The sequence below is a fragment of the Microbacterium sp. genome (assembly GCF_044340635.1).
GTDB lineage: Bacteria > Actinomycetota > Actinomycetes > Actinomycetales > Microbacteriaceae > Microbacterium.
The window spans coordinates 162,046-185,134 of the sequence record NZ_JBIITF010000003.1 but is presented as its reverse complement, the minus strand read 5'-3'; the positions used below and the strand labels follow the sequence as shown (position 1 = coordinate 185,134).

At 67.9% G+C, this 23,089-nt stretch carries 20 protein-coding genes; 15 read left to right on the top strand and 5 right to left on the bottom strand.

Annotated features, from left to right (window positions below; translation table 11 throughout):
• Positions 1–68: 68 nt before the first annotated feature.
• Together ACIQ0W_RS04185 and ACIQ0W_RS04180 are read left to right on the top strand one after the other, a co-directional pair.
• Positions 69–1,406, top strand: coding sequence for a class II 3-deoxy-7-phosphoheptulonate synthase (locus ACIQ0W_RS04185; protein WP_036296448.1), 1,338 nt, complete (start codon positions 69–71; stop codon positions 1,404–1,406).
• 134 nt (positions 1,407–1,540) lie between these two features.
• Positions 1,541–2,482 (top strand): hypothetical protein, encoded by a 942-nt coding sequence (locus ACIQ0W_RS04180; RefSeq protein ID WP_396641555.1) that lies wholly within the window; start codon positions 1,541–1,543, stop codon positions 2,480–2,482.
• A gap of 88 nt (positions 2,483–2,570) precedes the next feature.
• Here the strand turns inward: ACIQ0W_RS04180 and pknB are convergent, their stop codons facing one another.
• Complete coding sequence (gene pknB / locus ACIQ0W_RS04175; protein ID WP_396641554.1) at positions 2,571–4,496, bottom strand: Stk1 family PASTA domain-containing Ser/Thr kinase; 1,926 nt, start codon at positions 4,494–4,496, stop codon at positions 2,571–2,573.
• Between the two features lie 70 nt (positions 4,497–4,566).
• On the bottom strand, positions 4,567–5,751 hold the full coding sequence (locus ACIQ0W_RS04170; RefSeq protein WP_396641553.1) for a LysM peptidoglycan-binding domain-containing protein: 1,185 nt from the start codon (positions 5,749–5,751) through the stop codon (positions 4,567–4,569).
• 194 nt (positions 5,752–5,945) lie between these two features.
• Between ACIQ0W_RS04170 and ACIQ0W_RS04165 the strand changes: the two genes are divergently transcribed.
• On the top strand, positions 5,946–6,296 hold the full coding sequence (locus ACIQ0W_RS04165; protein WP_396641552.1) for an Rv2175c family DNA-binding protein: 351 nt from the start codon (positions 5,946–5,948) through the stop codon (positions 6,294–6,296).
• Positions 6,297–6,342: 46 nt separating this feature from the next.
• On the opposite strand, the gene ACIQ0W_RS04160 is transcribed toward ACIQ0W_RS04165, so the two are convergent.
• Entirely contained in the window at positions 6,343–7,416 is a 1,074-nt protein-coding gene (locus ACIQ0W_RS04160) for a polyprenyl synthetase family protein (RefSeq protein WP_396641551.1), read from the bottom strand.
• Between the two features lie 67 nt (positions 7,417–7,483).
• Between ACIQ0W_RS04160 and ACIQ0W_RS04155 the strand changes: the two genes are divergently transcribed.
• The 10 genes from ACIQ0W_RS04155 (at position 7,484) to murG (ending at position 18,544) form a co-directional block, all read left to right on the top strand.
• On the top strand, positions 7,484–7,855 hold the full coding sequence (locus ACIQ0W_RS04155; protein WP_396641550.1) for a DUF3040 domain-containing protein: 372 nt from the start codon (positions 7,484–7,486) through the stop codon (positions 7,853–7,855).
• Between the two features lie 299 nt (positions 7,856–8,154).
• The gene (gene mraZ, locus ACIQ0W_RS04150; protein WP_396641549.1) at positions 8,155–8,586 is read left to right on the top strand and encodes a division/cell wall cluster transcriptional repressor MraZ; all 432 of its coding nucleotides are present in this window, start codon (positions 8,155–8,157) and stop codon (positions 8,584–8,586) included.
• Positions 8,587–8,688: 102 nt separating this feature from the next.
• Complete coding sequence (gene rsmH, locus ACIQ0W_RS04145; RefSeq protein WP_396641548.1) at positions 8,689–9,639, top strand: 16S rRNA (cytosine(1402)-N(4))-methyltransferase RsmH; 951 nt, start codon at positions 8,689–8,691, stop codon at positions 9,637–9,639.
• On the top strand, positions 9,636–10,220 hold the full coding sequence (locus tag ACIQ0W_RS04140) for a hypothetical protein (RefSeq protein ID WP_396641547.1): 585 nt from the start codon (positions 9,636–9,638) through the stop codon (positions 10,218–10,220). The genes rsmH and ACIQ0W_RS04140 overlap by 4 nt, the downstream gene beginning before the upstream one ends.
• A gap of 45 nt (positions 10,221–10,265) precedes the next feature.
• On the top strand, positions 10,266–12,050 hold the full coding sequence (locus ACIQ0W_RS04135) for a peptidoglycan D,D-transpeptidase FtsI family protein (protein WP_396641546.1): 1,785 nt from the start codon (positions 10,266–10,268) through the stop codon (positions 12,048–12,050).
• 67 nt (positions 12,051–12,117) lie between these two features.
• Positions 12,118–13,530 (top strand): UDP-N-acetylmuramoyl-tripeptide--D-alanyl-D-alanine ligase, encoded by a 1,413-nt coding sequence (gene murF / locus ACIQ0W_RS04130; protein WP_396641545.1) that lies wholly within the window; start codon positions 12,118–12,120, stop codon positions 13,528–13,530.
• Entirely contained in the window at positions 13,527–14,636 is a 1,110-nt protein-coding gene (mraY, locus tag ACIQ0W_RS04125; protein WP_396641544.1) for a phospho-N-acetylmuramoyl-pentapeptide-transferase, read from the top strand. The genes murF and mraY overlap by 4 nt, the downstream gene beginning before the upstream one ends.
• Complete coding sequence (gene murD / locus ACIQ0W_RS04120; RefSeq protein WP_304689567.1) at positions 14,633–16,255, top strand: UDP-N-acetylmuramoyl-L-alanine--D-glutamate ligase; 1,623 nt, start codon at positions 14,633–14,635, stop codon at positions 16,253–16,255. Before mraY ends, murD begins: the two co-directional genes overlap by 4 nt.
• Positions 16,206–17,474, top strand: coding sequence for a putative lipid II flippase FtsW (gene ftsW / locus ACIQ0W_RS04115; RefSeq protein ID WP_081766170.1), 1,269 nt, complete (start codon positions 16,206–16,208; stop codon positions 17,472–17,474). Before murD ends, ftsW begins: the two co-directional genes overlap by 50 nt.
• The gene (gene murG, locus ACIQ0W_RS04110) at positions 17,471–18,544 is read left to right on the top strand and encodes an undecaprenyldiphospho-muramoylpentapeptide beta-N-acetylglucosaminyltransferase (RefSeq protein WP_396641543.1); all 1,074 of its coding nucleotides are present in this window, start codon (positions 17,471–17,473) and stop codon (positions 18,542–18,544) included. Before ftsW ends, murG begins: the two co-directional genes overlap by 4 nt.
• 90 nt (positions 18,545–18,634) lie before the next feature.
• Here murG and ACIQ0W_RS04105 read toward each other — a convergent pair whose 3' ends face one another.
• Both ACIQ0W_RS04105 and ACIQ0W_RS04100 read right to left on the bottom strand, forming a co-directional pair.
• The gene (locus ACIQ0W_RS04105; RefSeq protein ID WP_396641542.1) at positions 18,635–19,969 is read right to left on the bottom strand and encodes a hypothetical protein; all 1,335 of its coding nucleotides are present in this window, start codon (positions 19,967–19,969) and stop codon (positions 18,635–18,637) included.
• A complete protein-coding gene (locus ACIQ0W_RS04100; protein ID WP_396641541.1) occupies positions 19,966–20,319 on the bottom strand; it encodes a PadR family transcriptional regulator in 354 nt (117 codons plus the stop codon). Before ACIQ0W_RS04100 ends, ACIQ0W_RS04105 begins: the two co-directional genes overlap by 4 nt.
• Positions 20,320–20,462: 143 nt before the next feature.
• Here ACIQ0W_RS04100 and murC point away from each other — a divergent pair, with 143 nt between their 5' ends.
• A complete protein-coding gene (gene murC, locus ACIQ0W_RS04095) occupies positions 20,463–21,875 on the top strand; it encodes a UDP-N-acetylmuramate--L-alanine ligase (protein WP_396641540.1) in 1,413 nt (470 codons plus the stop codon).
• 3 nt (positions 21,876–21,878) lie between these two features.
• Complete coding sequence (locus ACIQ0W_RS04090; protein ID WP_396641539.1) at positions 21,879–22,910, top strand: FtsQ-type POTRA domain-containing protein; 1,032 nt, start codon at positions 21,879–21,881, stop codon at positions 22,908–22,910.
• Positions 22,911–23,089 lie beyond the last annotated feature (179 nt).

The window sequence follows — 23,089 nt, the reverse complement described above, 5'->3', positions numbered from 1 at the left end:
ATCCCGCAGCGGTCCGGGGCAGGTTGCCGCGGCATCCTGAGCGTGTGCCACACGGATAGACTGAGCGGATGCTTCAGCAGCTTGACCCCCTCGATCACTGGCGGACCCTGCCCATCAAGCAGCAGCCGCAGTGGCGCGACGCCGATGCCGTCGCCGCTGTCTCGGCCGAGATCGCAACGCTTCCGCCGCTCGTCTTCGCGGGAGAGGTCGACATCCTGCGCGACCGCCTCGCGCGTGCCGCCTCGGGCAATGCGTTCCTGCTGCAGGGCGGTGACTGCGCCGAGACCTTCGCGGGTGCGACGGCCGAGCAGATCCGCAACCGCATCAAGACGGTGCTGCAGATGGCGGTCGTGCTGACCTACGGCGCGTCGATGCCGGTCGTGAAGATGGGTCGCATGGCGGGTCAGTTCGCCAAGCCGCGCTCGAGCGACACCGAGACGCGCGGCGAGGTCACGCTCCCGGCCTACCGCGGGGACATCGTCAACGGGTACGACTTCACGGAGGCATCCCGTCAGCCGGACCCGGCACGCCTGCTCAAGGGCTACCACACGGCCGCCTCGACGCTGAACCTCATCCGTGCATTCACGCAGGGTGGTTTCGCAGACCTGCGCGAGGTGCACAGCTGGAACAAGGGGTTCGCCGAGAACCCGGCGAACCAGCGCTACGAGCGGATCGCCGGCGAGATCGATCGCGCGATCAAGTTCATGGAGGCCGCGGGCGCCGACTTCGACGACCTTCGCCGTGTCGAGTTCTACACGGGCCACGAGGGCCTGCTCATGGACTACGAGCGCCCCATGACCCGCATCGACTCCCGCACCGGAACGCCGTACAACACGTCGGCGCACTTCGTGTGGATCGGTGAGCGCACGCGAGACCTCGACGGGGCGCACATCGACTACTTCTCGAAGATCCGCAACCCGATCGGCGTGAAGCTCGGGCCCACGACCTCTCCCGAGACGGTGCTCGAGCTGATCGACAAGCTCGACCCCGAGCGCGAGCCCGGCCGTCTGACGTTCATCACCCGCATGGGTGCGGGCAAGATCCGCGACGCGCTGCCGCCGCTGCTCGAGGCCGTGCGCGATTCCGGCGCCACCCCATTGTGGGTCACCGACCCGATGCACGGCAACGGCATCACGACGCCGACGGGCTACAAGACGCGCCGCTTCGACGACGTCGTGGACGAGGTTCGCGGATTCTTCGACGCCCACCGCGCGGTCGGCACGTTCCCGGGCGGCATCCACGTCGAGCTCACGGGCGACGACGTGACCGAGTGCCTGGGCGGTTCCGAGATGATCGACGAGGCCACACTGGCCACGCGGTACGAGAGCCTCTGCGACCCGCGCCTGAACCACATGCAGAGCCTCGAGCTCGCGTTCCTGGTGGCCGAAGAGCTGGAGAAGCGCTGACCCCTGCGCCTTCTGGCGTCGAACTGTCACAAACCGCTGCATCCGTTCGCGAGATCGAGCGTTTTGTGACAGTTCGACGGGTTGCGGTTGTGGATAACCCGGGATAGGGCTGCCCTGAGCGGCAGAGTGGCCCGATGGGTCGACGTGTGCCGTTGCCGGGCGACCTGCCGGCGGGTCTCGCGTTCACCGTTGCGCAGGGCCGGTCGGTGGGCGTACAGGACGGACGGATGCGCGGGCGCGACCTCGACCGGCCGCACCACGGTGTGCGAGCACGGGCGCTCGACCTCACGGATCTCGTCGACCGCTGCACAGCGCTTCTTCCGCTGATGGGCAATGACCAGGTCTTCAGCCATCTGACCGCGGCGGCATTGCTCGGCATGCCACTCCCCGTCGAGCGCGCGACATCCGATCCGCTCGACGTTCTCACGATCGGAGCGAGACGGATGCGTCGGCCCGGAGTTGCGGGTCGCCAGACCGCCGATGCTGATACGCCTGTCACGCTTCTCGCGCACCTGCCGGTCGTCTCGGCTCCGCGCACGTGGTGTCATCTGGCCGAGCTCGGGCGCACTGCGCGCATCGACCGCAGGTGGCTCGTGGCGATCGGCGACCATGCGCTCAGCGGAACACGCAGATTGGGCGGACGTACGCCGCCTCTCGCGGACCACACAGCGCTGACGGCGGCCGTGCGTGAGCATGGGTCGCGCCGCGGTGCCACGAATCTCGCGTGGGCCCTACCTCGGCTTCGTCGCCCGGTCGATTCGCCCCGCGAGTCGCTGCTGAGACTGCTTCTGGTGGCGGGGGGCCTGCCCGAACCCGAGGTGCAGTGCGCGGTGATCACGGCCCAAGGCATCCGTCACGCTGATCTCGGCTACCGGGATGCCCGCCTGCTGATCGAATACCAGGGCGACGATCACCGCATTTCGCGAAAGAGGTGGCTCGAAGACCTGACCCGACGCCAGCTGTTCGAGGACGCCGGCTATCGCGTGATCGAGTTAGGCGCGGACGACCTGGTCAATGAGCTCGCCCTGGTCGAGCGGATCCGCCGGGCGCTGCAGGGACGCTCCTTCAGTGCCTAGGCGATCGAACTGTCACGAAACGCTCAATCTGGGGCTCAGATAGAGCGTTTTGTGACAGCTCGGCGAGGGCTCAGCCGGAGGCGGTGATCTAGCCCAACGCGCGGATCTGAACGGTCGTGTTTGGCAGTTGTAGGCTGCCCGGCTCGGGGCTCGTGCTCGTCGCCGTAAAGATATCCCAGACGAGTTCAGGGACGTTCGTGGTCGGGCGGAATCCGGCATCTGTCAGGATCTCGACCGCCTCCCGCACAGAACGTCCTTCCACGTCCGGGACCGCAATCGGCTGCGGGCCCTTCGAAACGACGAGCGTTGCGGTGTCGCCGGGGCGCCAGTTGCGGCCGTCCGGCTGACCGCGGATCCCGATGACGTCGCCCGAGTCGATGTCGTCGGAGAACTCTTCTTCGCGCGTTCCGGAGACCTGCAGGTTCGCACCCTGCAGAGCGGATGTCGCGGCATCCACGCTCAGACCCTGCACCGGCGGCACGGGCCCGAGCGAGACGGTCAGGGCGACGGTGCTGCCCTCCAGCACCGTGCCACCATTCGTGACGTCGAACGGGTCGCCGGTCACGGGCTGCGCGAGGGCGGCGAGCACGGTGCCGGATGCGGCATCCGTGAACTCATTCACGCTCTCGCCGACCTCGATGTTGACGCTGCTCAGTGTCGTGCGCACGACGTCTTCGGGCTGACCCGCCAGGGCCGGTAGGTCGTGCGGCTGCGGGCCGAGCGACAACACGACCGAGACGGTCGCATCCTTGTCGACACGCTCGCCGGGGCCCGGGTCGGTGTAGAGCACGAGTCCCGCATCCACCTCGAGGCTGTGCTCACCCTCACCCTGGACGGCCACGAGGGTTTCTTGCTGCAATCTCGCGGCGGCTTCTTCGTAGGTCGTGCCCGCGACATCCGGAACCGCGACCAGAGACCCGGGTCCTGACCCGAACCACCATCCGGCACCGCCCGCGAGTCCCGCGAGCAGGATCACCAGGACCGCGAACCAGGCACCCCGCGCGCGACGCCGACTGGCGCGGCGACGGAGCAGTGTGCCGTTGTCGACATCCGGTGTGATGGTTGTCGTGAGCGCCACGGCCGACGGCATGACCTTCGTGAGCTCGCCCGAATTGCTGTCGTCGTGGATCCCGATCGCAACGGTCGCCCGCGTTGGGGCGGGCGCGACGCCGAGGTCGCGCTCGATCTCGCGCAGGCGATCGAGCATGACGGACGCGTCGTCTGGACGGTCATCCGGATTCTTCTCCGTCGCCCACAGCACGAGTTCGTCGAGCGGCTCGGGAATCTGCGGATTCTTCGCGCTCGGCCTCGGCACCGTGTCGGTCGCGTGACGGTAAGCGATCTGCATCGGCTGTTCGCCCTTGTAGGGCTGCTCGCCGACGAGCATCTCGTACAGCATGATGCCGAGCGCGTAGATGTCGCTGCGGGCATCGGCCTGGCCGCGGGTGACGAGCTCGGGCGCGAGGTACGCGATCGTGCCCATCAGCATCTGACCGGTCGCGGTGTTCGCGGTCGTGGCGCGTGCCAGGCCGAAGTCGCCGATCTTGATGCGGCCGTCCTCGGCCAGCAGGATGTTCTCGGGTTTGACGTCGCGGTGCACGATGCCGGCGCGGTGCGCGGCCGCGAGGCCCGACAGCGTCGCATCCATGATCGTGATCGTCTGCGCCACCGTGAGCTTCTTCTGCTCCTTCAGCAGTTCGCGCAGCGTGATTCCCGGCAGGTACTCCATCACGAGGTAGGCGATGCCCTCGTCCTGACCCTGGTCGAAGACGTTGACGACGTTCGGGTCGGCCAGTCGAGCGGCCGCGCGCGCCTCTTGGATGAAGCGGGTCTGGAACACCGCGTCGTCGCTCAGGTGCCCATGCATGACCTTCAGGGCGATACGCCGTTCGAGCCGTAGGTCGGTGGCCACGTATACGGTGGCCATGCCGCCGCGGGCGATCCGCGCGCGAACGCGGTACCGAGAGTCGACAAGCCGCCCGATCAGGGGGTCGGCTTGCTGGCTCGTACTCACGAATGAAGTCTACGGAAGCTACGGCCCGTGCCCCGGGAGCGCCTCACCCTCGGGGCGAGGCGGAACCGTGTCATCCGAGCGCGGCGATCCACTGGTAGGCGGCGCCCTCCCAGGCGGCGTATCGGTCGGGGAATGCGGATCGTTGCACGGCCTGCGCAGCCTGCGAGAACCCCATGCCCTCCCAGCCCGAAATGTCGAGCAGTCCGCGCGTGCGGCTGCCGTTCGGGTCGGACGGGCCGCCGTAGAAGACACGGATGGAACGGGATGCGTCGCGAATCTCATCGGGGGAGCCCCAGCCGGTGCTCGGTCGCTGCTGGTAGAGGCCGAGCGAGTCGCGGTCACCCCAATCGAGGTTGCGAATCCAGGATTCGACCATCGCGGTGGCGAGGGCGATCGCGATTCCGCGGTCTGAGACGCCGAGTTCGCGGCCGACCTGGATGATCAGGCGTGCGTTCTCGATCTGCTCCGCGTCGAGCCCGTCGACGGATGCCGCGACCGCCGGTGTCGCCGGTGTCGCCGCGGCGGCGGGTGCCGCACCGGTGCCGGGTACGGTGATGGCCTGGCCGGGGTAGATGATCGAGCCCGAGCCGAGGCCGTTCGCCTCGAATACGGCGGCGAGCGTCACGCCGTACTTCTTCGCGATGCCCGACAGTGTGTCGCCGCGGGCGACGGTGTGCGCGGTCTGGGGTGCCGCGGGTGCGGGCGCCGGTGCCGGGGCGGCGACGGGCGCGACCGCGGCGGCGCTCGTGACGCCCGGAACGTTCAGGGTCTGGCCGGGGTAGATCACCGAGCTCCAGCCGAGCCCGTTCGCGTCGAACAGGGTCTGCAGGCTGATGCCGTGTCTCTGAGCGATGCCGGTGAGAGTGTCGCCGGCGACGACCGTATGCGACATCATCGTGGGCGCGGAGGGGGTGGGGGCAACCTGTGCTGCGGCCGGTGCGGTCAGGTTCAGGACCTGACCCGGACGGATGACCGAAGACCAGTCGAGGCCGTTCCACGCGAGGACATCGGCGGGGCGGAGGCCGTGTGCGGTCGCGACAGACCAGACGCTTTCGCCCGCGGCGACGACGTGCGTCGTCACCGAAGGGGTAGCGGGCACACCCCGCCAGTGCGGACGCGGTTCACGTTGGCTGGTCATCGGCGCAGCCTCGGCCGGCGTGGCGACGAGCGTCGCCGCCAGCGTGCCGATCAGGGCGGCGGGCACGGTGAAGTGCGCACGGTTCGGACGAACGAGCGTCTTGAGTGACTTGCGCACGGATTTTTCCCCTCCATCAAACTTCTGAAACGCTGTCACGGCTGTCAACGAAAGTCAACAGAAGTGATATGTGGGGTTTTTGTTACTGATGTGACTCACGAGGTTGCAGTCGTTGCGGGCCGAGCAGGCGGCGTGCCCCACGTTCGAACCGAGCCCCCGTGAACTGACCCCCTCGGTCATGACACACTGTGTGGGTGAGTGAGACACCCGCCTGGGCCTCCGCCATCGAGTGGTTGCCCCTTCCCGCCGTCGCCCAGTTGATGGGCGAGACGCCCGGCCGCGTCCGGCGTCTTCTCGATGACCACCATCTCGCCGCGATGCGCGTCGACGGTGCCCTGAAGATCCCTGCCGACTTCCTGGTCGAGGATCGGCCCCTGCCGTCGTTGCGCGGCACCATCATCGTGCTTCTCGACCGGGGCTTCTCGACCGACGAGGTCGTCGAGTGGCTCTTCGAGACGGAAGAGACCATGGGTGAAGCACCGATCGCGGTGCTCCGTGCCGGCCGCAAGAGCGAAGTCCGCCGCATCGCACAGTCTTTGGGATGACCCGGTCGCTCGGCTGAACGCGCGTTCGCCGGGGCGCGGGTGACGTCTACGACACCCGGTGAACGGCGGCGCGCGCCAGATCTCGGAGCGCCCCGACGGAGGCGTTGTCGAGCGGCGCGCCCGAGAGGGCCCGGTCGGCTTCGCGCGTGTACGACGCGATGAGATCCTCGACCCGGTCAAGGGCTCCGCTGTCGCGGATGGTGTCCTGAAGCATCCGGACCTGGGTGTCGTCGAGGTCGGGATCGCCGAGCAATTCGTCGAGCGTGCGGCGGACGGATGCAGGGAGTTCCTGCCGCGCGAAGGCGATGAGTGCGGTGCGCTTGCCCTCACGCAGGTCATCCCCGCTCGGCTTGCCGGTTGCAGCCGAGTCGCCGAATACCCCGAGGACGTCGTCGCGCAATTGAAAGGCCATCCCGATCGGGTGGCCGAAGTCGCGGAGCGCCTCCTGTTGCTCGGTGCTCGCGCCGCCGATCGCCGCGCCGATGAGGAGGGGCTGCTGGACCGAGTAGCGTGCGGACTTGAACGAGGCCACGTGGAGCGCCCGGCCGAGTTGCTCGGCGTCAGGGGCGGGCACGGTCTCCGCCGCGATGTCGAGGTACTGCCCGACCGTCACGTCGCGCCGCATCTCCGCATAGCGGCGGCGTGCCGCTCGTGCGCGATCGGCGGGCGCATCGGCTATCCCCTCCTCGAAGAGGTCGTCGCTCCACGCGACCAGCAGGTCACCGGCGAGGATCGCGGAGGATCGACCGTACGCGGCGGCGTCGCCGGTCCATCCGCCGGCAAGATGGGCGCCCTCGAACGCGCGGTGCGTCGCGGGGCGTCCGCGACGCGTGTCGGAGTTGTCGATGATGTCGTCGTGCACGAGTGCTGCGGCATGGAAAACCTCGAGCGCCGCGGCCGCAGCGACGATCTCGTCGGTGCCCGTGGCATCCGTCACCGATCGCCATCCCCAGTAGCAGAAGGCTGCACGCAAACGCTTTCCGCCCTGCAGTGTCGCCGCGGAGAGCTCGAGAATCGGACGGGCGAGCGGACCGGCGTCTGCCGCCTCGTCGACGCGAGCCGAGATAAAACTCTCCAGTCGCTGTGAAACCGCTTGGATGGCGTCTGGGGATCCCTGCACGGGCCTAGCCTAGTAACCGGCGCCGCGAGTAGACTGTGACGCAATCTTTAGAACCCACGGGGGACCGATGCCACTCTCTGAACAGGAGCAGCGCCTTCTCGACGAGATGGAGCGCCACCTTCTGCGGAACGACGCCGATGTCGTGAGCTCAGACCGCGAGGGCCGCGCCATCAACTACCGCAACGTCACGTTGGGTGCGATCCTCGTGCTCGTCGGGATCGGTGCGCTCGTCGCAGGGGTTGCGACGCAGCTGATCGTCGTCGGAATTCTTGGCTTCGTCGCGATGCTCGGGGGAGTCGTCCTCGCCCTCACGCCCACGCGCGTCGACATCACGCGGATGCCCGCTCCCGGCAGTACGAGCGCCGCGCGCCGCGCAACCCAGGTCAGCTTCATGGATCGCATGAACGACCGGTGGGATCGCCGCCAGGACGGCCACTAGTCCTCCACCTCCCTCCACACTTCGGGGTCGACCTTCGGGTCGGCCCCTTTTTTTGTGCGCTCTTTGGCAAACGGGTCTGAACTTCCGCGTCTTCTCGCGAACATCCGGGAGGAGCGACGAGTCCTCGAGCGGCCCATCGGAGGCGTTTCCTGTCGTTCGGCCGACCTTGTTCCTCTGGGATGTTCGGTCGTTCGGGGACTCTCGCCGGGATTGGTGGTGCAAAAGCGTAGGGAAGTGGAGGGAAGTGGAGTAATGTGGGGACAAACCTGAGGCGGGCCGGGCGAAGGGGGTACACGTCGATGCTTCTTGGCACCTACACCCCCAAACTCGACGACAAGGGACGCGTGATCCTCCCCGCGAAGTTCCGCGAAGACCTCGCCGGCGGTGTCGTCATCACCCGTGGCCAAGACCGCTGTCTCTTCGTCTTCAGCTCGGTCGAGTTCGAGCGTGTGCACGAGCGCATCCGCGAGGCGCCGCTCAGCAACAAGCAGGCTCGCGACTTCCTGCGCATGTTTCTCTCGGGCGCGAGCGCCGAGATGCCGGACTCGCAGAACCGCATCACGGTTCCGACGCACCTGCGTGCCTATGCCGGACTCGAGAAGGAACTCGTCGTGACGGGTGTCGGCGCGCACGCCGAGATCTGGAACGCGGATGCCTGGAACACCTACGCCGCCGAGAACGAAGAGTCGTACTCCGATCTGGAGCAGGAGGTGATCCCGGGCCTCTTCTGACGCCCCCTGGTCCTGACTCCCAGCCGCCACGCCCTGACACACTTCCCCGGTGCCAGGTCGGAGCGGATGGGGATCAGGACCCGGGGTCCCGCCCCTCTCATCATGGAAACCCGCGACCGTCACATCCCTGTTCTGCTCGAGCGCTGCATCGAGCTACTCGCGCCCGCCCTGCAACGACCGGGGGCCGTTCTGGTCGATGCGACGCTCGGCATGGGCGGGCACTCCGAGGCCTTTCTCGAGCGCTTCCCCGACATCCACCTGATCGGGCTCGACCGCGACACCGACGCGCTCCGGCTCGCGGGCGAACGGCTAGCTCGGTTCGGCGACCGCGTCAGCCTGGTGCACACCGTCTACGACGGCATTGCTCAGGCTGCGGCATCCGTCGGCTACAACCGGGTCGATGCGATCCTCTTCGATCTCGGCGTCTCGTCGCTGCAACTCGACGAGTCCGACCGAGGTTTCGCTTACTCACGCGATGCTCCGCTCGACATGCGGATGGATCAGACGGATGGTCCCACCGCCGCAGACGTGATCGCGACCTACCCCGAGGGGGCGCTGCGGGCGATCTTCGAGCGTTACGGCGAAGAGAAGCTCGCCGCGCGCTACGCCCGCTTCATCGTCGCGGCCCGTGACCGGGCGCCGATCCAGCGGTCGGGTGAACTCGTCGAGGTGCTCGTCGCCGCGACTCCGGCGGCCGCCCAGCGCGCGGGTCACCCGGCGAAGCGGGTCTTCCAAGCCCTCCGGATCGAGGTCAACGAAGAGCTCGTCGCGGTGGAGCGTGCCATCCCCGCAGCCCTCGACCTGCTTGCCGTCAAGGGCCGCATCGTGGTGCTGGCTTACCAGTCGCTCGAGGACCGAATCGTCAAGCGCGCCTTCGCGGATGCCTCGGCGTCGACGGCGCCCTCGGGTCTGCCCGTCGAGCTTCCCGAGCACGCTCCGAAATTCCGCCTGCTCGTCAAAGGTGCGGAGCTCGCACCCGAGGACGAGCGCGAACGCAATCCGCGGGCCACACCCGTCCGACTCCGTGCCGCAGAGAGAGCGAGGGCCGCATGAGCCTCGCAACCACCGCCCTTCCCCTCGTTCCCGGCACCGCGACGCGTCCCGCCCGCAATCGCCTGCGTGTCGTCGAGGGTGCCCCCGCGCGCCGCCGCCGACCGCGGCTGGCGTATGCGATCATCGCGCTGAGCGGCGCCGTCGCCATCGCGGCGGCGCAGATGGGAATCTCGATCGCGATGACCCAGGGCGTATACGAGGAACAGGCACTGACCCAGCAGGTCAAAGCCCTGCGGTACGAGAGCCAGTCATTGACCCAGCAGCTCGTCGGCCTGAGTTCCCCGCAATATCTCGCCGCGAACGCTTCGGCGCTGGGGATGGTCATCAACGAGGCGCCCTCCTACCTGCGACTCTCGGACGGAGCGATCCTCGGCAGCGGTGAAGCCGCGCCGTGGCAATCGACGGTGGATGCCATCGGTCGCGGAAGCGTGGCGAACTCGCTCGTCGCGGCGGCCCCCCTCGTTACCGCGCCCGACGCGACCATCGAGGGTCTGCCCGAGACGCCGGTCGCGCCGACCGAGGCCGTCGTCACCGGTCCACCCGCTCTTTCCGAGGGGCTTCCCGCCCCCCAGACCCGCTGACACTGAAGATCCCGGAACCGATATACGAAACGCGGCGACGCACATATGACTACACGCACCACACGTTCCCCCCGCCGCCGCACCGTGGTCGCCCTCGCGGTCGTCCTGTCGATCCTCGGGGTGTTCGTCGTCCGCCTGGTCGACATCCAGGTCGTCAATGCCGACGACCATCGCGCCGATTCGGCCGGTGTCGGCATGGTCGCGAGCAACACGCTGACCGCCGCGCGCGGCACGATCGTTGATGAGACGGGCGCCGTGCTCGCGGGCAACACCATGCTGTACGACGCGCAGGTCGACCCGCAGAACATCCTCAACCAGAAGTTCAGCGACGGCCGTACCGTGCAAGAGGTCTGGCCCGAGCAGGCGGCGCAGATCGCTGCGGTCACGGGCCAGACGCCCGAACAGGTGCAGCAGATCGTGGCGGATGTGCTCGCGGCCGATGCTGATTCGCAGTGGGCGCAGATCGCCACGAAACTCAGCACGGATCAGTACCAGGCGCTCGTCGCCCTCGACTTTCCGTTCTTGTACACGACGGAACATCCGGCACGTAACTATCCCGATGGGGCTGTCGGCGGCAACCTCGTCGGATTCGTCGGGTCCGATGGTGAGGCGCTTGCCGGGCTGGAGCTTTCGGAGAACGACTGCCTCTCGGGTGAGGACGGCGCGGAGTCGTACGAACGCGGCAAGGACGGCGTCGTGATCCCGGGAACCCGTCAGCAGACCCCCGCCGAGGACGGCGGCACGCTCCAGCTGACGATCAATCGTGATCTCCAGTGGTACCTGCAGCAGATGGTGGCCGAAGAGGTCCAGAACCAGCAGGCGAACTACGGCACCGCGTTCGTCCTCGAGGTCGAAACGGGAAAGATCCGCGCGGCGGCCGAGTATCCGACGGTCGATCCGAACGACGTCAACGCCTCGGCCGAGGCCGACCGCAGCAGCCGCATCTTCACGTACGAGTTCGAGCCCGGCTCCACCTTCAAGCCCGTGACGGCCGCGACGATCATCGATTCTGCGGGTGTCACGCCGACCAGCCCGACGATTCCCGCATCGGGGCGCGAGACGCTGGCGGGCGACATCACGGTCAACGACGTCTTCTCCCACCCGTCGTACAACTACACGATGACGGGCGCGCTCGTCGACTCCTCGAACGTGGCTCTGTCCAAGTTCGGCACGCTGGTGTCGGACGAGGTGCGTTACGACTACCTGCAGCGTTTCGGTGTCGGCGAGAAGACCGAGGTCGATTTCCCCGGCGAGCGCACAGGCATCCTGCACGACGCTCCCTGGGATCAGGCATCCCACTACACGACCACCTTCGGTCAGTCCTTCACGGTCACCGTCCCGCAGGTCGCCAGCGTGTATCAGACGATCGCGAACGACGGCGTGCGGATGCCTCTGAGCCTCGTCGAGTCGTGCACCACGGCCTCGGGAGAGGTCATCGAGCCCGACCTCGGGGAGCCCGAACAGGTCATCTCGTCCGAGACCGCGGCCGACGTCACGCTCATGCTCGAGAACGTGTTCCAGCAGGTCCCGAACCACAAAGTGCTCGCGATCGATGGCTACCGGATGGCGACCAAGTCGGGTACGGCAGAGAAGGCGAACGAAGACGGCAGCGGGTACAAGCAGGGCATCTTCTACACGACGCTCGCCGGCTTCGCGCCCGCGGATGACCCCAAGTACGTGGTGATCTTCACGCTCGACGAGCCGAAGAAGAATAGGATGTCTTCGGCCAATGCCGCCGGTTTCCAGAAGGCGATGACCCAGGTCTTGAAGACCTATCGGGTGCTTCCGTCCACCACGCCGGGGCCCGAGATCCTGCCCAAGTACCAGTAAATCCTGCCCACGTACCGATGACGTCGCGCGGGCGCCGCCCACAGCCCACTGTCCAGGGAGAGTGTCCATGATCGCGCTGACGTATGCCGAGATCGCCCAAGCCACCGGGGGCGAGCTGCGTACCGTCGGATCGGACACGGCTGAATCGATCGTCGACGGCACCGTCGAGACCGACTCGCGCCTCATCGCCGACGGAGGCATCTTCGCCGCCAAGCCCGGTGCCGAAACCGACGGGCACCTGTTCGTCGGCACGGCACACGAGCGCGGGGCGGTCGTTGCTCTCGTGGAGCACCCCGTCGACACGCCGATCAGCCAGGTTGTCGTCGCGAGTGTCGTGGGAGCTCTCGCCGACTTGGCACGCTACGTCGTCGCGCGAGTACGCGAAGAGGGCGAACTCACCGTCGTCGGCATCACCGGTTCGAACGGGAAGACGACGACCAAGAACCTCGTCGCGCGCATTCTCCGTGACGAGGGCGAGACCGTCTGGCCCCACGCATCCTTCAACAACGAAGTCGGCGCCCCGCTGACGATGCTGCGTGTGACGCACAGCACCCGATACCTCGTGTGCGAGTTCGGGGCCAGCGCTCCCGGCGAGATCGCCCGCCTCGCGGGACTCGTCACGCCCGATATCGGCGTCGTTCTGATGGTCGGTCTCGCGCATGCCGGCGGTTTCGGCGGTATCGAGGCGACCGTGGCCGCGAAATCCGAGCTGGTCCATGCGATCCGCCCTGGCGGCACCGCGGTATTGAACGCGGACGACCCGCGGGTCGCGGGGATGGCCTCGATCGCGTACGACCGTGGCGTGGAGGTCGTCTGGTTCGGGCGCGGCGCGAGCGCCGATGTCCGCGCCGAAGACGTCCAGGTGACCGCCCAGGGAACGACGTGCGATGTCAGCGCCGGGGGAGCGACGGTGTCGCTCCGACTCCGCGTTCTCGGCGAGCATTTCGTCGCGAATGCTCTGGCCGCGATCGCCGTCGCGACGCGAATCGGGGTGTCGTTGCAGGATTGCGTCGAGCGGCTCGAGACGGTCGAACTCGCCGAACGCTGGCGGATGCAGCCGCTCGGCACCGAGCGCGTGCGCATCATCAACGACGCGTACAACGCCAGTCCCGATTCGATGTCCGCGGCACTCCGCACGCTCGCCCAGATCACCGGGCCGGGACAGCGCACGGTCGCCGTTCTCGGCGCGATGAGCGAGCTCGGCGAATACGCCGACGACGAGCACGATCGCGTCGGACTGCTCGCGGTACGTCTCGGGATTCAGCGGATCGTGATCGTCGGCACCGACGCGCGCCGCATGTTCCTCGAGGCGATCGCGCAGGGTTCGTGGGACGGCGAAGCCGTCTTCTTCCCGGATGTGGATGCCGCCTACGACTATCTGCTCGAAGAGCTGCGCGATGGCGATCGAGTGCTCGTGAAGTCCTCCAACGCGGCGGGGCTCCGGCACCTCGGCGATCGTCTGGGAGAATCGTTCTCGTGAGATCCCTTCTGACAGCGGCAGCGATCTCTTTGGCGTTCACGCTTTTTCTCACTCCCGTCTTCATCCGCTGGTTCCGCAAATGGGGCTGGGGTCAGGTCATCCGAACCCCCGAGGCGATCGAGAACCCGAGCCACGGCCAGAAGCGCGGCACCCCGACGATGGGTGGCACGATCTTCATCGTCGGCACGATCGTCGGCTACCTGATCGGCGGGTTCACGGGCGGCAATCCGCCCACGATCTCTGGTTTGCTCGTCATCTGGATGATGATCGGATTCGGTGCCGTCGGTTTCATCGACGACTACATGAAGGTGCGCAGCCAGCGCAGCCTCGGCCTGTCGGGCTGGCGCAAGATCGTCGGTCAGATCCTCGTCGCGGTGCCCTTCGGCATCGTCGCCCTCAACTTCCCGAACGCCTGGGGTCAGACTCCCGCATCCGCGTATGTGTCGCTGTTCCGAGACATCCCCGTGCTCTCGTTCATGGCGCTCGGCCCGGTGATCGGCTGGATCCTGTACCTGACGTGGCTGTCGCTCATCGGCGTCGCGACCTCTAACAGCGTGAACGTCTCCGACGGTCTGGACGGGCTCGCCGCGGGCGCCGGAATCTTCGTCGTCGGCGCGTACAGCCTGATCGCCTTCTGGCAGTTCAACCAGATCTGCACGGGTGAGGGGTTGGCGCCCGCGCTGCAACCGGCCTGCTACGACACGCCGAACTCCTTCGACCTCGCGATCGTCTCGGCGTCCTTCGTTGGCGCCCTCGTCGGCTTCCTGTGGTGGAACGCACCGACCGCGAAACTCTTCATGGGCGATGTCGGCTCGATGGCTATCGGTGGCGTCATCGCCGCGATGGCCATCCTCACGCGCACCGAGCTGCTCGTCGTGCTGGTTGCCGGTGTTTACGTCATCGCGTCGGGCTCGGTCATCCTGCAGCGTGTGTACTTCAAGCTGACGCGCGGCAAACGCCTGTTCCTGATGAGCCCGCTGCACCACCATCTCGAGATGCGCGGCTGGGCAGAAGTCACGATCGTGGTGCGCATGTGGATCATCGCGGGCATGCTCGCCGTTTCGGGCGTGGGTCTTTTCTACGTCGAGTGGCTGACCCGGGCATGAGCGCCCCGATCTCCGAGCTCACCAGTTGGAACGCCGATTGGAAGGGCCTTCGGGTCGTCGTCCTGGGGCTCGCTCAGACCGGATTCTCGGTCGCAGATACCCTCACCGAGCTCGGTGCCGAGGTGCTCGTCGCAACCGAAACCGCGGCCGAAGAATACGCGAGCCTCCTCCCGGTCATCGGGGCCGACCTGCACGTCGGCCCGCTCGACGCGGTCCCCGATCGCATCACGGAGTTCGGCCCCGACGTGATCGTGGCATCGCCCGGGTTCGCGCCCGGTCACCCCGTCGTGCGCTGGGCGCTCGAAGCATCCGTCCCGTTGTGGGGCGACATCGAGCTCGCCTGGCGCGTGCGAGACAAAGTCGTGCGTGCGGATGGCTCGTCCGCCGACTGGATCCTGATCACGGGGACGAACGGCAAGACCACGACGACGCGCCTCACGGCGACGATGCTCGTCGAGGGCGGGCTGCGCGCGGCACCATGCGGAAACATCGGGGTGCCCGTGCTCGATGCGATCCGCGACCCCGCGGGGTTCGATGCTCTTGTCGTCGAGCTCTCGAGCCACCAACTCTGGTACCTCTCGCTTGCCGAAGCGGAGGGGCAACCCTTCCCGCTCGCCTCGGTGTGCCTGAATCTCGCCGATGACCACCTGGAATGGCACGGAACGTTCGACGCCTACCGCGAAGCCAAGGCCGTCGTCTATCGCAACACCCGCGTCGCCTGTGTCTACAACAAGGCGGATGTCGCAACCCGGGAGATGGTCGAAGACGCCGAAGTCGTCGAGGGTGCGAGAGCCATCGGATTCGACCTGGGCGTTCCGGGGCCGAGCGACGTCGGAATCGTCGACGGGATCCTCGTCGATCGCGCCTTTCTCGAGGAGCGTCGGTCCAGTGCTCTCGAGCTCACGACTCTGGACCGACTGGCATCCGTCGGGCTGATCGCCCCGCACATCGTCTCGAACATCCTCGCCGCCTCGGCCCTGTCGCGCGCCGCGGGGGTGGAGCCGGCCGCCATCCGCGACGCGCTCGACACGTTCCGGCTCGATCCCCATCGCATCGAGGTCGTCGCGCACCATGCCGGGGTGACGTGGGTGGATGACTCGAAGGCAACCAACCCGCATGCCGCCGCATCTTCCCTCTCGGCCTACCCCGGAGCGATCTGGGTCGTCGGGGGACTGCTGAAGGGCGTCGACATCGGCCCGCTCGTGGCGGGACGGGGAAGTGCGGTCAAGGCGGCCATCGTGATCGGACGTGTGCGCGACGACGTGGTCGCGGCATTCGCGCGACACGCCCCCGACGTGCCCGTGTTCGAGGTGGAGCACGGTGAGACTGAAGAGGTCATGAGGCGTGTCGTCCAGCGGGCGGCGGGCATCGCGACGTCGGGAGACGTCGTGCTTCTCGCTCCGGCTTCGGCATCCTTCGATCAGTTCAGCGGATATGCCGAGCGCGGCACGCGCTTCGCGGAAGCGGTTCGCGAGCACGTCGAGGGACTCGATCCCGAGCGTGACGACACAGAATCCGAACGGGACGTAACGCGTCCCGATCGGCATGAGGCACAGGCAGGGGAGACGGATGGCGACTCGGACGCCGACACGCCCCCCGCGGGCGGCGCAACAGCCTGACGACGCGCCCCCACCCCGAGGACTCGCGGCGCGGGTTTCGCTCGGACGCGTATTCGCTCCCGTACCGAGCGAGTTCCTCCTCATCGCATCGACCGCTCTGCTGCTGACCGGCTTCGGGCTGGTCATGGTGCTATCGGCCACGACCGCGTCCGCGACAGCCGAGGGTCAGAGCCCCTTCGAATCGCTGATCAAACAGGGTGTGTTCGCCGTCATCGGCATCCCCCTGATGTTCGTGGCATCGCGCTTCCCGGTCAGGTTCTGGAAGAAGATCGCCTGGCCCTTGCTCGGATTCGCGACGCTCTTCCAACTGCTCGTCTTCGTTCCCGGACTCGGCGTCGAGATCCTCGGAAACCGCAACTGGATTTCCATCGGAGGGCAGACCGTCCAGCCATCCGAGTTCCTCAAGCTCTCGCTCGCCCTCTGGGTCGCGTACGTCCTTTACCGCAAACAGACCCTCTTGGGTCTCTGGCGCCACGTCTTCATCCCGCTCGTCCCGGTCTCGGCGGCGGTCATCGCGACCGTCATGGCGGGGCACGACCTGGGAACGGCGATGATCCTGGTGCTGATCGTGCTCGGTGGACTGTTCTTCTCGGGAGTGCGGCTGCGCATCTTCCTCTTGCCGCTCATCGGTGCAGCGGCCTACGTGGCTTACATGGCGGTCGCGAGCCCCAACCGCATGCGCCGCATCATGAGCTTCATGAACGAGGACTGCGACTACTTCAACGACTGCTACCAGGCCATGCACGGCGTGTTCGGTTTGGCCGGCGGCGGGATCTTCGGGCTGGGTCTCGGCAACTCCAAAGAGAAGTACGGGTGGCTGCCCGCCCGCGCCAACGACTACATCTTCGCGATCGTGGGTGAAGAGGTCGGTCTCATCGGTTGCATCGTGATCCTCGGGCTCTTCACGCTGTTCGCGGTCGGTGCTTTCCACGTCATCCGCAAGACCGACGACCCGTTCATCCGGATCGCTTCGGGCGGCATCACGATCTGGATCGTCGGGCAGGCGCTCATCAACATCGGTGTCGTGCTGCGCATCTTCCCCGTTCTCGGTGTGCCCTTGCCGTTCATGTCGCAGGGCGGAACGGCTCTGCTCTCGGTGCTGATGGCCTGCGGTGTCTTGCTGTCGTTCGCTCGGACGCTGCCGACGTCGGCTCCGACCGTCCGCACCGGCATCCGTGGCGGGGCGACCGCGGCCCGTCGAGGTAAAGTCTCGGCGTGACGACCTATCTTCTGGCCGGCGGGGGAACCGCGGGCCATGTCAATCCGCTGTTGGCGGTCGCGGACGGACTACGTGCCCGGGATCCCGAGGCGCGGATTCTGGTGCTGGGCACGAAGGAGGGGCTCGAGGCGCGCCTCGTGCCCGACCGCGGCTACGAGTTGCTGACGATCGAACGTCTGCCGTTCCCGCGCCGGCCCGATCGTGCGGCCATCGGCTTTCCGGCCCGCTTTCGGAGGGCGGTCGGACACGTGCGGCGGGTCATCCGCGATCGGGATGTTTCGGTCGTTGTCGGGTTCGGAGGCTACGCGTCGGCTCCGGCCTACGTCGCGGCGCGCCTCTCGGGCACGCCCTTCGTCGTGCACGAGGCGAATGCGCGCCCGGGTCTGGCGAACGTGCTGGGCGCGCGGAGCGCGTCGGGAGTCGGCGTCGCCTTCGCCGGGACACCGCTGCGGCGCTCCCGCGTCGTCGGGATGCCGCTGCGTCGCGAGATCGTCGACCTCGACCGGTCGGCACTGCGTGACGAGGCCGCGGCGCACTTCGGCCTCGACCCCGCACGTCCGACCCTGCTGGTGTTCGGCGGGTCGCTCGGTGCGCTGAGGCTGAACGAGGCGTTCGCGGGTTCGTACGCCGATGTGCTCGCCGCGGGGTATCAGCTCGTGCACGTGACGGGAGAGCGGTCGGACTGGTCCGACCCGGGTGTGCCCGGGTATGTCGTGAAGAAGTACGAGGACCGGATGGATCTCGCCTTCGCGCTGGCCGATGTCGTCGTCTCGCGGGCCGGCGCCGCGACGGTCAGCGAGATCAGCGCCCTCGGCATCCCCGCCGTCTACGTTCCCTACGCGGTCGGCAACGGCGAGCAGCGCCTGAACGCGGCGTCTGCGGTTGCCGCGGGTGCGGCCGTGCTGATCGACGACGCGTCGTTCACGGCCGACCGGGTGCGCGCGGAGGTGGTTCCGCTGTTGGGCGATGCCGCCCGACTCGACGCGATGCGTGCGGCCGCGGCATCCGTCGGCTCGCGCCGAGGCACGGAAGACCTGATCGCTCTGATCGACGAGGCCCTCGCGCGCTGAGTCCGCGCCCTGGGGCTCGAACTGTCACAGAACGCTCGATCCGAGCGCCGAATAGAGCGGTCTGTGACAGTTCGGCGCCCCACCCCGGGCCTACGCAGCTGCGGCGCGTGAGGGCTGGGTGCGACGGCCGCGGTGCGCGGTCAGGCGGCGGGCTTCGCCGATGGCGAGGACCAGCGCCGCGATCGGCAGGACGAACGGAAGCATCTGGATCGATGTGCCGAGGATGACGACGGATGCGCCGCACAGGGCCGCGATCGTCGTCCGAACGACCCGAGAGGCCCAGCGACCCACCGCGAGAATCCAGGTGACGGCACCGCCGAGGGGCAGCGCGGCGATCGTCAGGGCCCAGACGATCCGGTTGCCGTCACCGCCCCCGATGACGTTCTCCGTCGCGGCAATGAGCAATGCGATCGCGATGAGCGTCGGCGGGCCCCAGGTGTCGATCGTGCGATGGTCGTGGGATCGCAACAGCCCGATCGCCGCGCAATACGGCAGTGCGGCAAGGAATCCCGCGACGATTCCGGTACGCATCGCCTCGGTCGAATCCAGGGTGACACCGCTCCACCCGCTACCCGTGAGGGCGAAGAAGATGGCGCCCACGCCCGCAACAGTCGACACCGCGGCGCAGGCCAACACGCTCGGGCGGGCCGGGCGGGGCATTCTTGCCGCGGGCCCGGCGGAACGGGGGGCGCCTGCCACAGGCGATCTGTGTCGCGTCAGCAGAATCACCGCGCCCAGGGTTGCCACAGCGACGAGTGCCCCAGTTGTGGGGCTCAGTAGCGTGAACGCCAGCAGGGGATAGGCGATGATGGTGCACCCGCCGCCGCCCAGCCGCGCCCACGCCGTAGGCGCGGTCAGGGTCCGGAGAATTCCGCCCAGAACGAGGGCACCCCACGCGGTGGCGGCAAGCCACGCGGCCACGAAGAACCACACGAAAGCCTGAGCGAACCAGCTGCGGGTGATTCCCGCGTCGCCCTCGTCGAAGCCGACCGACCACGAGAGAGCGGCAAGGGTCGACAAGGCGGCGGCCGGCACCGCGAGTGCGAAGGCGGCCAGCGCCTCGGGGGCGGAGAGGATTCCGCGCGTCCGGAGAGTGGCGACGATGGCGAGAAGCATCAGCAGTGGCGCGGCCCCGAAACCGGGTATCAATCCGATGGGGCCCGCTCCCGCGAACAGGAGCGGTATGCCCGCGAGCCCGAAGGCAACGGCGAGGGATGCCGCAACGATAGCCGCGCGTCGATCCAGTCGAGCGCCGAGGCCGTGGACGACCGCGGCGCGCCGCATCGAGGCATCCGGAATCCGCTGCCCGCGCGCCTCGGCGTCGTCGAGCATCGTGCCCAACACAACCTCACCGTTGCGCTCTCGCCAGCGGCGCGGGTACCAGCGCAGCAGGGCGCGGAATGCGCGCTCGTCCGGAGCCGTCATGCGAACGTCGCCACGCCGACGGCGGGCGCGGGGTGCGGGGACGCGAGCGCCCGCCGCGCCGCGGATGCCCGATTTTCGAGGTCGGCGAGCTCTTCTTCGAGGCGGGTCCAACCCGTGTCTGTGAGTGCGTAGTAGCGGCGTGCGCGCCCCTCCACGATCTCGTCGCCGTCGTCAACGACGAGTCCGCGCGTCTGCAGGCGCTCGATCGTCGCGTAGAGCGTCGTGGTCTTGAGGGAGCCGGGATCGCCGGATGCCTCGTCCACATGTCGCAGGATCGCGTAGCCGTGGCGGCGCCCCTCGGTGAGGCTCGTGAGGATCCAGAAGGCGGTCGTTCCCAGGGGCGCGCTCATGCGTCGACCATATGCCCACTTCGGGAGTATGTCGAGTTGCTGAGTCGCCCGCGCCGGCTTGGCGAGCGCGCACGCGCCGAGAGCCCGAGTCCGGGCGCGCCGGGAGCCGACCTCGCAGGAGGCCGACCTAGACTTATCGGGCCATGATTCGACCCGACCTCAGCCTGCCGATTCCCGACAACATCGGCGCCGCGCACTTCATCGGCATCGGTGGATCGGGGATGTCGGGGCTCGCCCGGATGTTCCTGGCCCGCGGCATCCGGGTCTCGGGGTCCGACCGCGCCGACAGCGACGCGCTGCGTCAGCTCGCGTTGCTCGGGGCGCGCGTGCATGTCGGGCACGACGCTGCCAATCTCGGCGACGCCGACACCGTCATCCACACCGGCGCGATCTGGCCCGAGAACCCCGAGTACGTCCTCGCGAAGGAGCGGGGGATGCCGGTCATCCATCGTTCGCAGGCGTTGCACTGGCTCATCGGTGGTCGCCGTCTCGTTTCGGTCGCCGGCGCGCACGGCAAGACAACCTCGACCGGAATGATCATCACCGCTCTGCACGAGCTGGGCGCCGATCCGAGCTTCGTCAATGGGGGAGTGATCGCGCAGCTCGGCGCCTCGAGCGGCACGGGCGTCGACGAATTGTTCGTGGTCGAGGCGGACGAGTCCGACGGCACGTTCCTGCTGTACGACACGTCCATCGCCCTCATCACGAATGTCGACCCCGATCACTTCGACCACTACGGAACGAACGACGCGTTCGATGACGCCTTCGCGCGCTTCGCCGACGCCGCCCGCGAGAGCGTCGTCATCTCGGCCGACGACCCCGGGGCGCTGCGGGTCACCGCCCGCCTCACGCATCCGAACGTCATCACCTTCGGGGAATCGAACGGCGCGGACGTGCGTGTCACCGACATCACCACCGACGGCCCGGTGTCGTTTGCGCTGACCTACCGCGGCGCGACGGAGCGGGCCCGACTCGAGATCCCCGGTGCACACAACGCGATCAATGCCGCGGGTGTCGTCGCTGTGTTGCTCTCGCTCGGGTACGAGCTCGAGCCCGCCCTGCGCGCCGTCGAGGGGTTCGCGGGCACGATCCGCCGCTTCGAATTGCACGGTGTCACCCGCGGCGTCAGCGTCTTCGATGACTACGCGCACCACCCCACCGAGGTGGCGGCAGCCCTGGCTGCGGCGCGCACCGTTATCGGCGAGGGCCGCATCATCGCCGTGCACCAGCCGCATACATACTCCCGCACACAGCAGATGTATCGCGAGTTCGCCGAAGTGCTCGAGGAGTATGCCGACCACACCGTCGTGCTCGACGTCTATGGTGCCCGTGAGGATCCCATCCCGGGTGTCACCGGCGCCCTCGTCCGCGACGCCTTCGCGGCCCCCGATCACGTCGCGTACGTTGCGGACTGGCAAGAGGCGGCCGACTACACGGCGACGGTGGCGCGAGAGGGCGACTACGTCATCACCCTCGGCTGCGGCAACGTGTACCTGATCATTCCGCAGCTGCTCGAAGCGCTTTCGCACACGGCGCCGGCCGGCGTCACGGACTGACGGATGCGTCGGCCCCCGCCGCTTCCCGCGCCCGAGACATCCGGGGCAGCCTCGAAGCGCACATCGCGTTCGTGGGATGAGTCGCGTTCGTGGGGCGACGCGCGTTCGAGGGACGACGGAGCGACCGTTCCTCGTAACGACGAGGGTCTGGGTGAAGACGCATCCGTCGTCCCTGCTCCGTCCGAGGCGCAACCGTCGCCGACGGGCGAGCTGGCGGTAGACGAGGCGGCGACCCCTGAACGGGGTGAAGACCAGACGGCCCCGGATGCCGCACCCCGACGCACGGGAATCCGTGACGTCTGGCGTGCCGCACGGGCACGTCGCCGCGCGTTGCGTCGCGAGGTGCGCCGCTTCACCGTCCGCAGCCGGCGTCGGCGTCTCGTGTGGCTCGTGATTAGCGCCGCCGTGCTGATGCTGATCGTCGGCAGCGTCGGCGCGGCCTATAGCCCGCTGTTCGCGGTCGAGCGGATCGAGGTCGTCGGCACGACGTCGCTGCCCGCGGCGACGGTCGAAGAGGCCCTGGCCGGCCAGATCGGGACGCCCCTGCCGCTCGTGGATGCGAGCGCCGTCAAGGCCGCGCTGGTGGCCTTCCCCCTGGTCGAGTCGTACACGCTCGAGGCACGCCCGCCGCATGACCTGGTGGTACGGATCGTCGAACGCACACCCATCGGGGTCATCCAGACGGATGCCGGGTGGACGCTCGTTGATGCTGCCGGCGTGGCGCTGGAGACCAGCCCGAACCCACCGGACGGTCGCCCCATCCTCGAAATCGCCGGCGGGACGACATCCGGGGCGTTCGAGTCGGCGGGACTCGTCATGCGCGCCCTCCCGGAAGCGATCGCGACCCAGGTGACGCGCATCGCGGCGACCACGCGCGACGATGTCACTCTCACGCTCGCGAGCGGCACCCAGGTCGTATGGGGTGCTGTCGAAGAGACTGCGCTCAAGGCCGTGAATCTCGACCGGGCGATGGCTGCTCGGCCCGGTATGTCGGTGTACGACGTCTCGTCGCCCGCATCCGTCGTCGTCCGCTGACCCTCGCTGCTGCGAGCTTCTGAACCTGAGGTTTTTCTCACGTGTGCCGCGACACGCCGCGCGCCTGCGGGCGCCTGCGATGCCCCGGCCTACCGTGTGAACAGAGGAAATGCATACCGGGCATTTCTTTACAGTTCTACTTGAGGTTGAAGGTTTCACCCAGGTTCGCGACACGGAGG

Coding starts and splice junctions, on each gene's coding strand:
- ACIQ0W_RS04155 (WP_396641550.1), top strand. CDS start 7,484: ATGCCACTCTCTGAACAGGAGCAGCGCCTTCTCGACGAGATGGAGCGC.
- ftsW (WP_081766170.1), top strand. CDS start 16,206: ATGGCGACTCGGACGCCGACACGCCCCCCGCGGGCGGCGCAACAGCCT.
- ACIQ0W_RS04100 (WP_396641541.1), bottom strand. CDS start 20,319: ATGAGCGCGCCCCTGGGAACGACCGCCTTCTGGATCCTCACGAGCCTC.
- ACIQ0W_RS04090 (WP_396641539.1), top strand. CDS start 21,879: ATGCGTCGGCCCCCGCCGCTTCCCGCGCCCGAGACATCCGGGGCAGCC.
- ACIQ0W_RS04185 (WP_036296448.1), top strand. CDS start 69: ATGCTTCAGCAGCTTGACCCCCTCGATCACTGGCGGACCCTGCCCATC.
- mraZ (WP_396641549.1), top strand. CDS start 8,155: ATGCTTCTTGGCACCTACACCCCCAAACTCGACGACAAGGGACGCGTG.
- ACIQ0W_RS04105 (WP_396641542.1), bottom strand. CDS start 19,969: ATGACGGCTCCGGACGAGCGCGCATTCCGCGCCCTGCTGCGCTGGTAC.
- ACIQ0W_RS04140 (WP_396641547.1), top strand. CDS start 9,636: ATGAGCCTCGCAACCACCGCCCTTCCCCTCGTTCCCGGCACCGCGACG.
- murF (WP_396641545.1), top strand. CDS start 12,118: ATGATCGCGCTGACGTATGCCGAGATCGCCCAAGCCACCGGGGGCGAG.
- murD (WP_304689567.1), top strand. CDS start 14,633: ATGAGCGCCCCGATCTCCGAGCTCACCAGTTGGAACGCCGATTGGAAG.
- ACIQ0W_RS04135 (WP_396641546.1), top strand. CDS start 10,266: ATGACTACACGCACCACACGTTCCCCCCGCCGCCGCACCGTGGTCGCC.
- murC (WP_396641540.1), top strand. CDS start 20,463: ATGATTCGACCCGACCTCAGCCTGCCGATTCCCGACAACATCGGCGCC.
- rsmH (WP_396641548.1), top strand. CDS start 8,689: ATGGAAACCCGCGACCGTCACATCCCTGTTCTGCTCGAGCGCTGCATC.
- ACIQ0W_RS04180 (WP_396641555.1), top strand. CDS start 1,541: ATGGGTCGACGTGTGCCGTTGCCGGGCGACCTGCCGGCGGGTCTCGCG.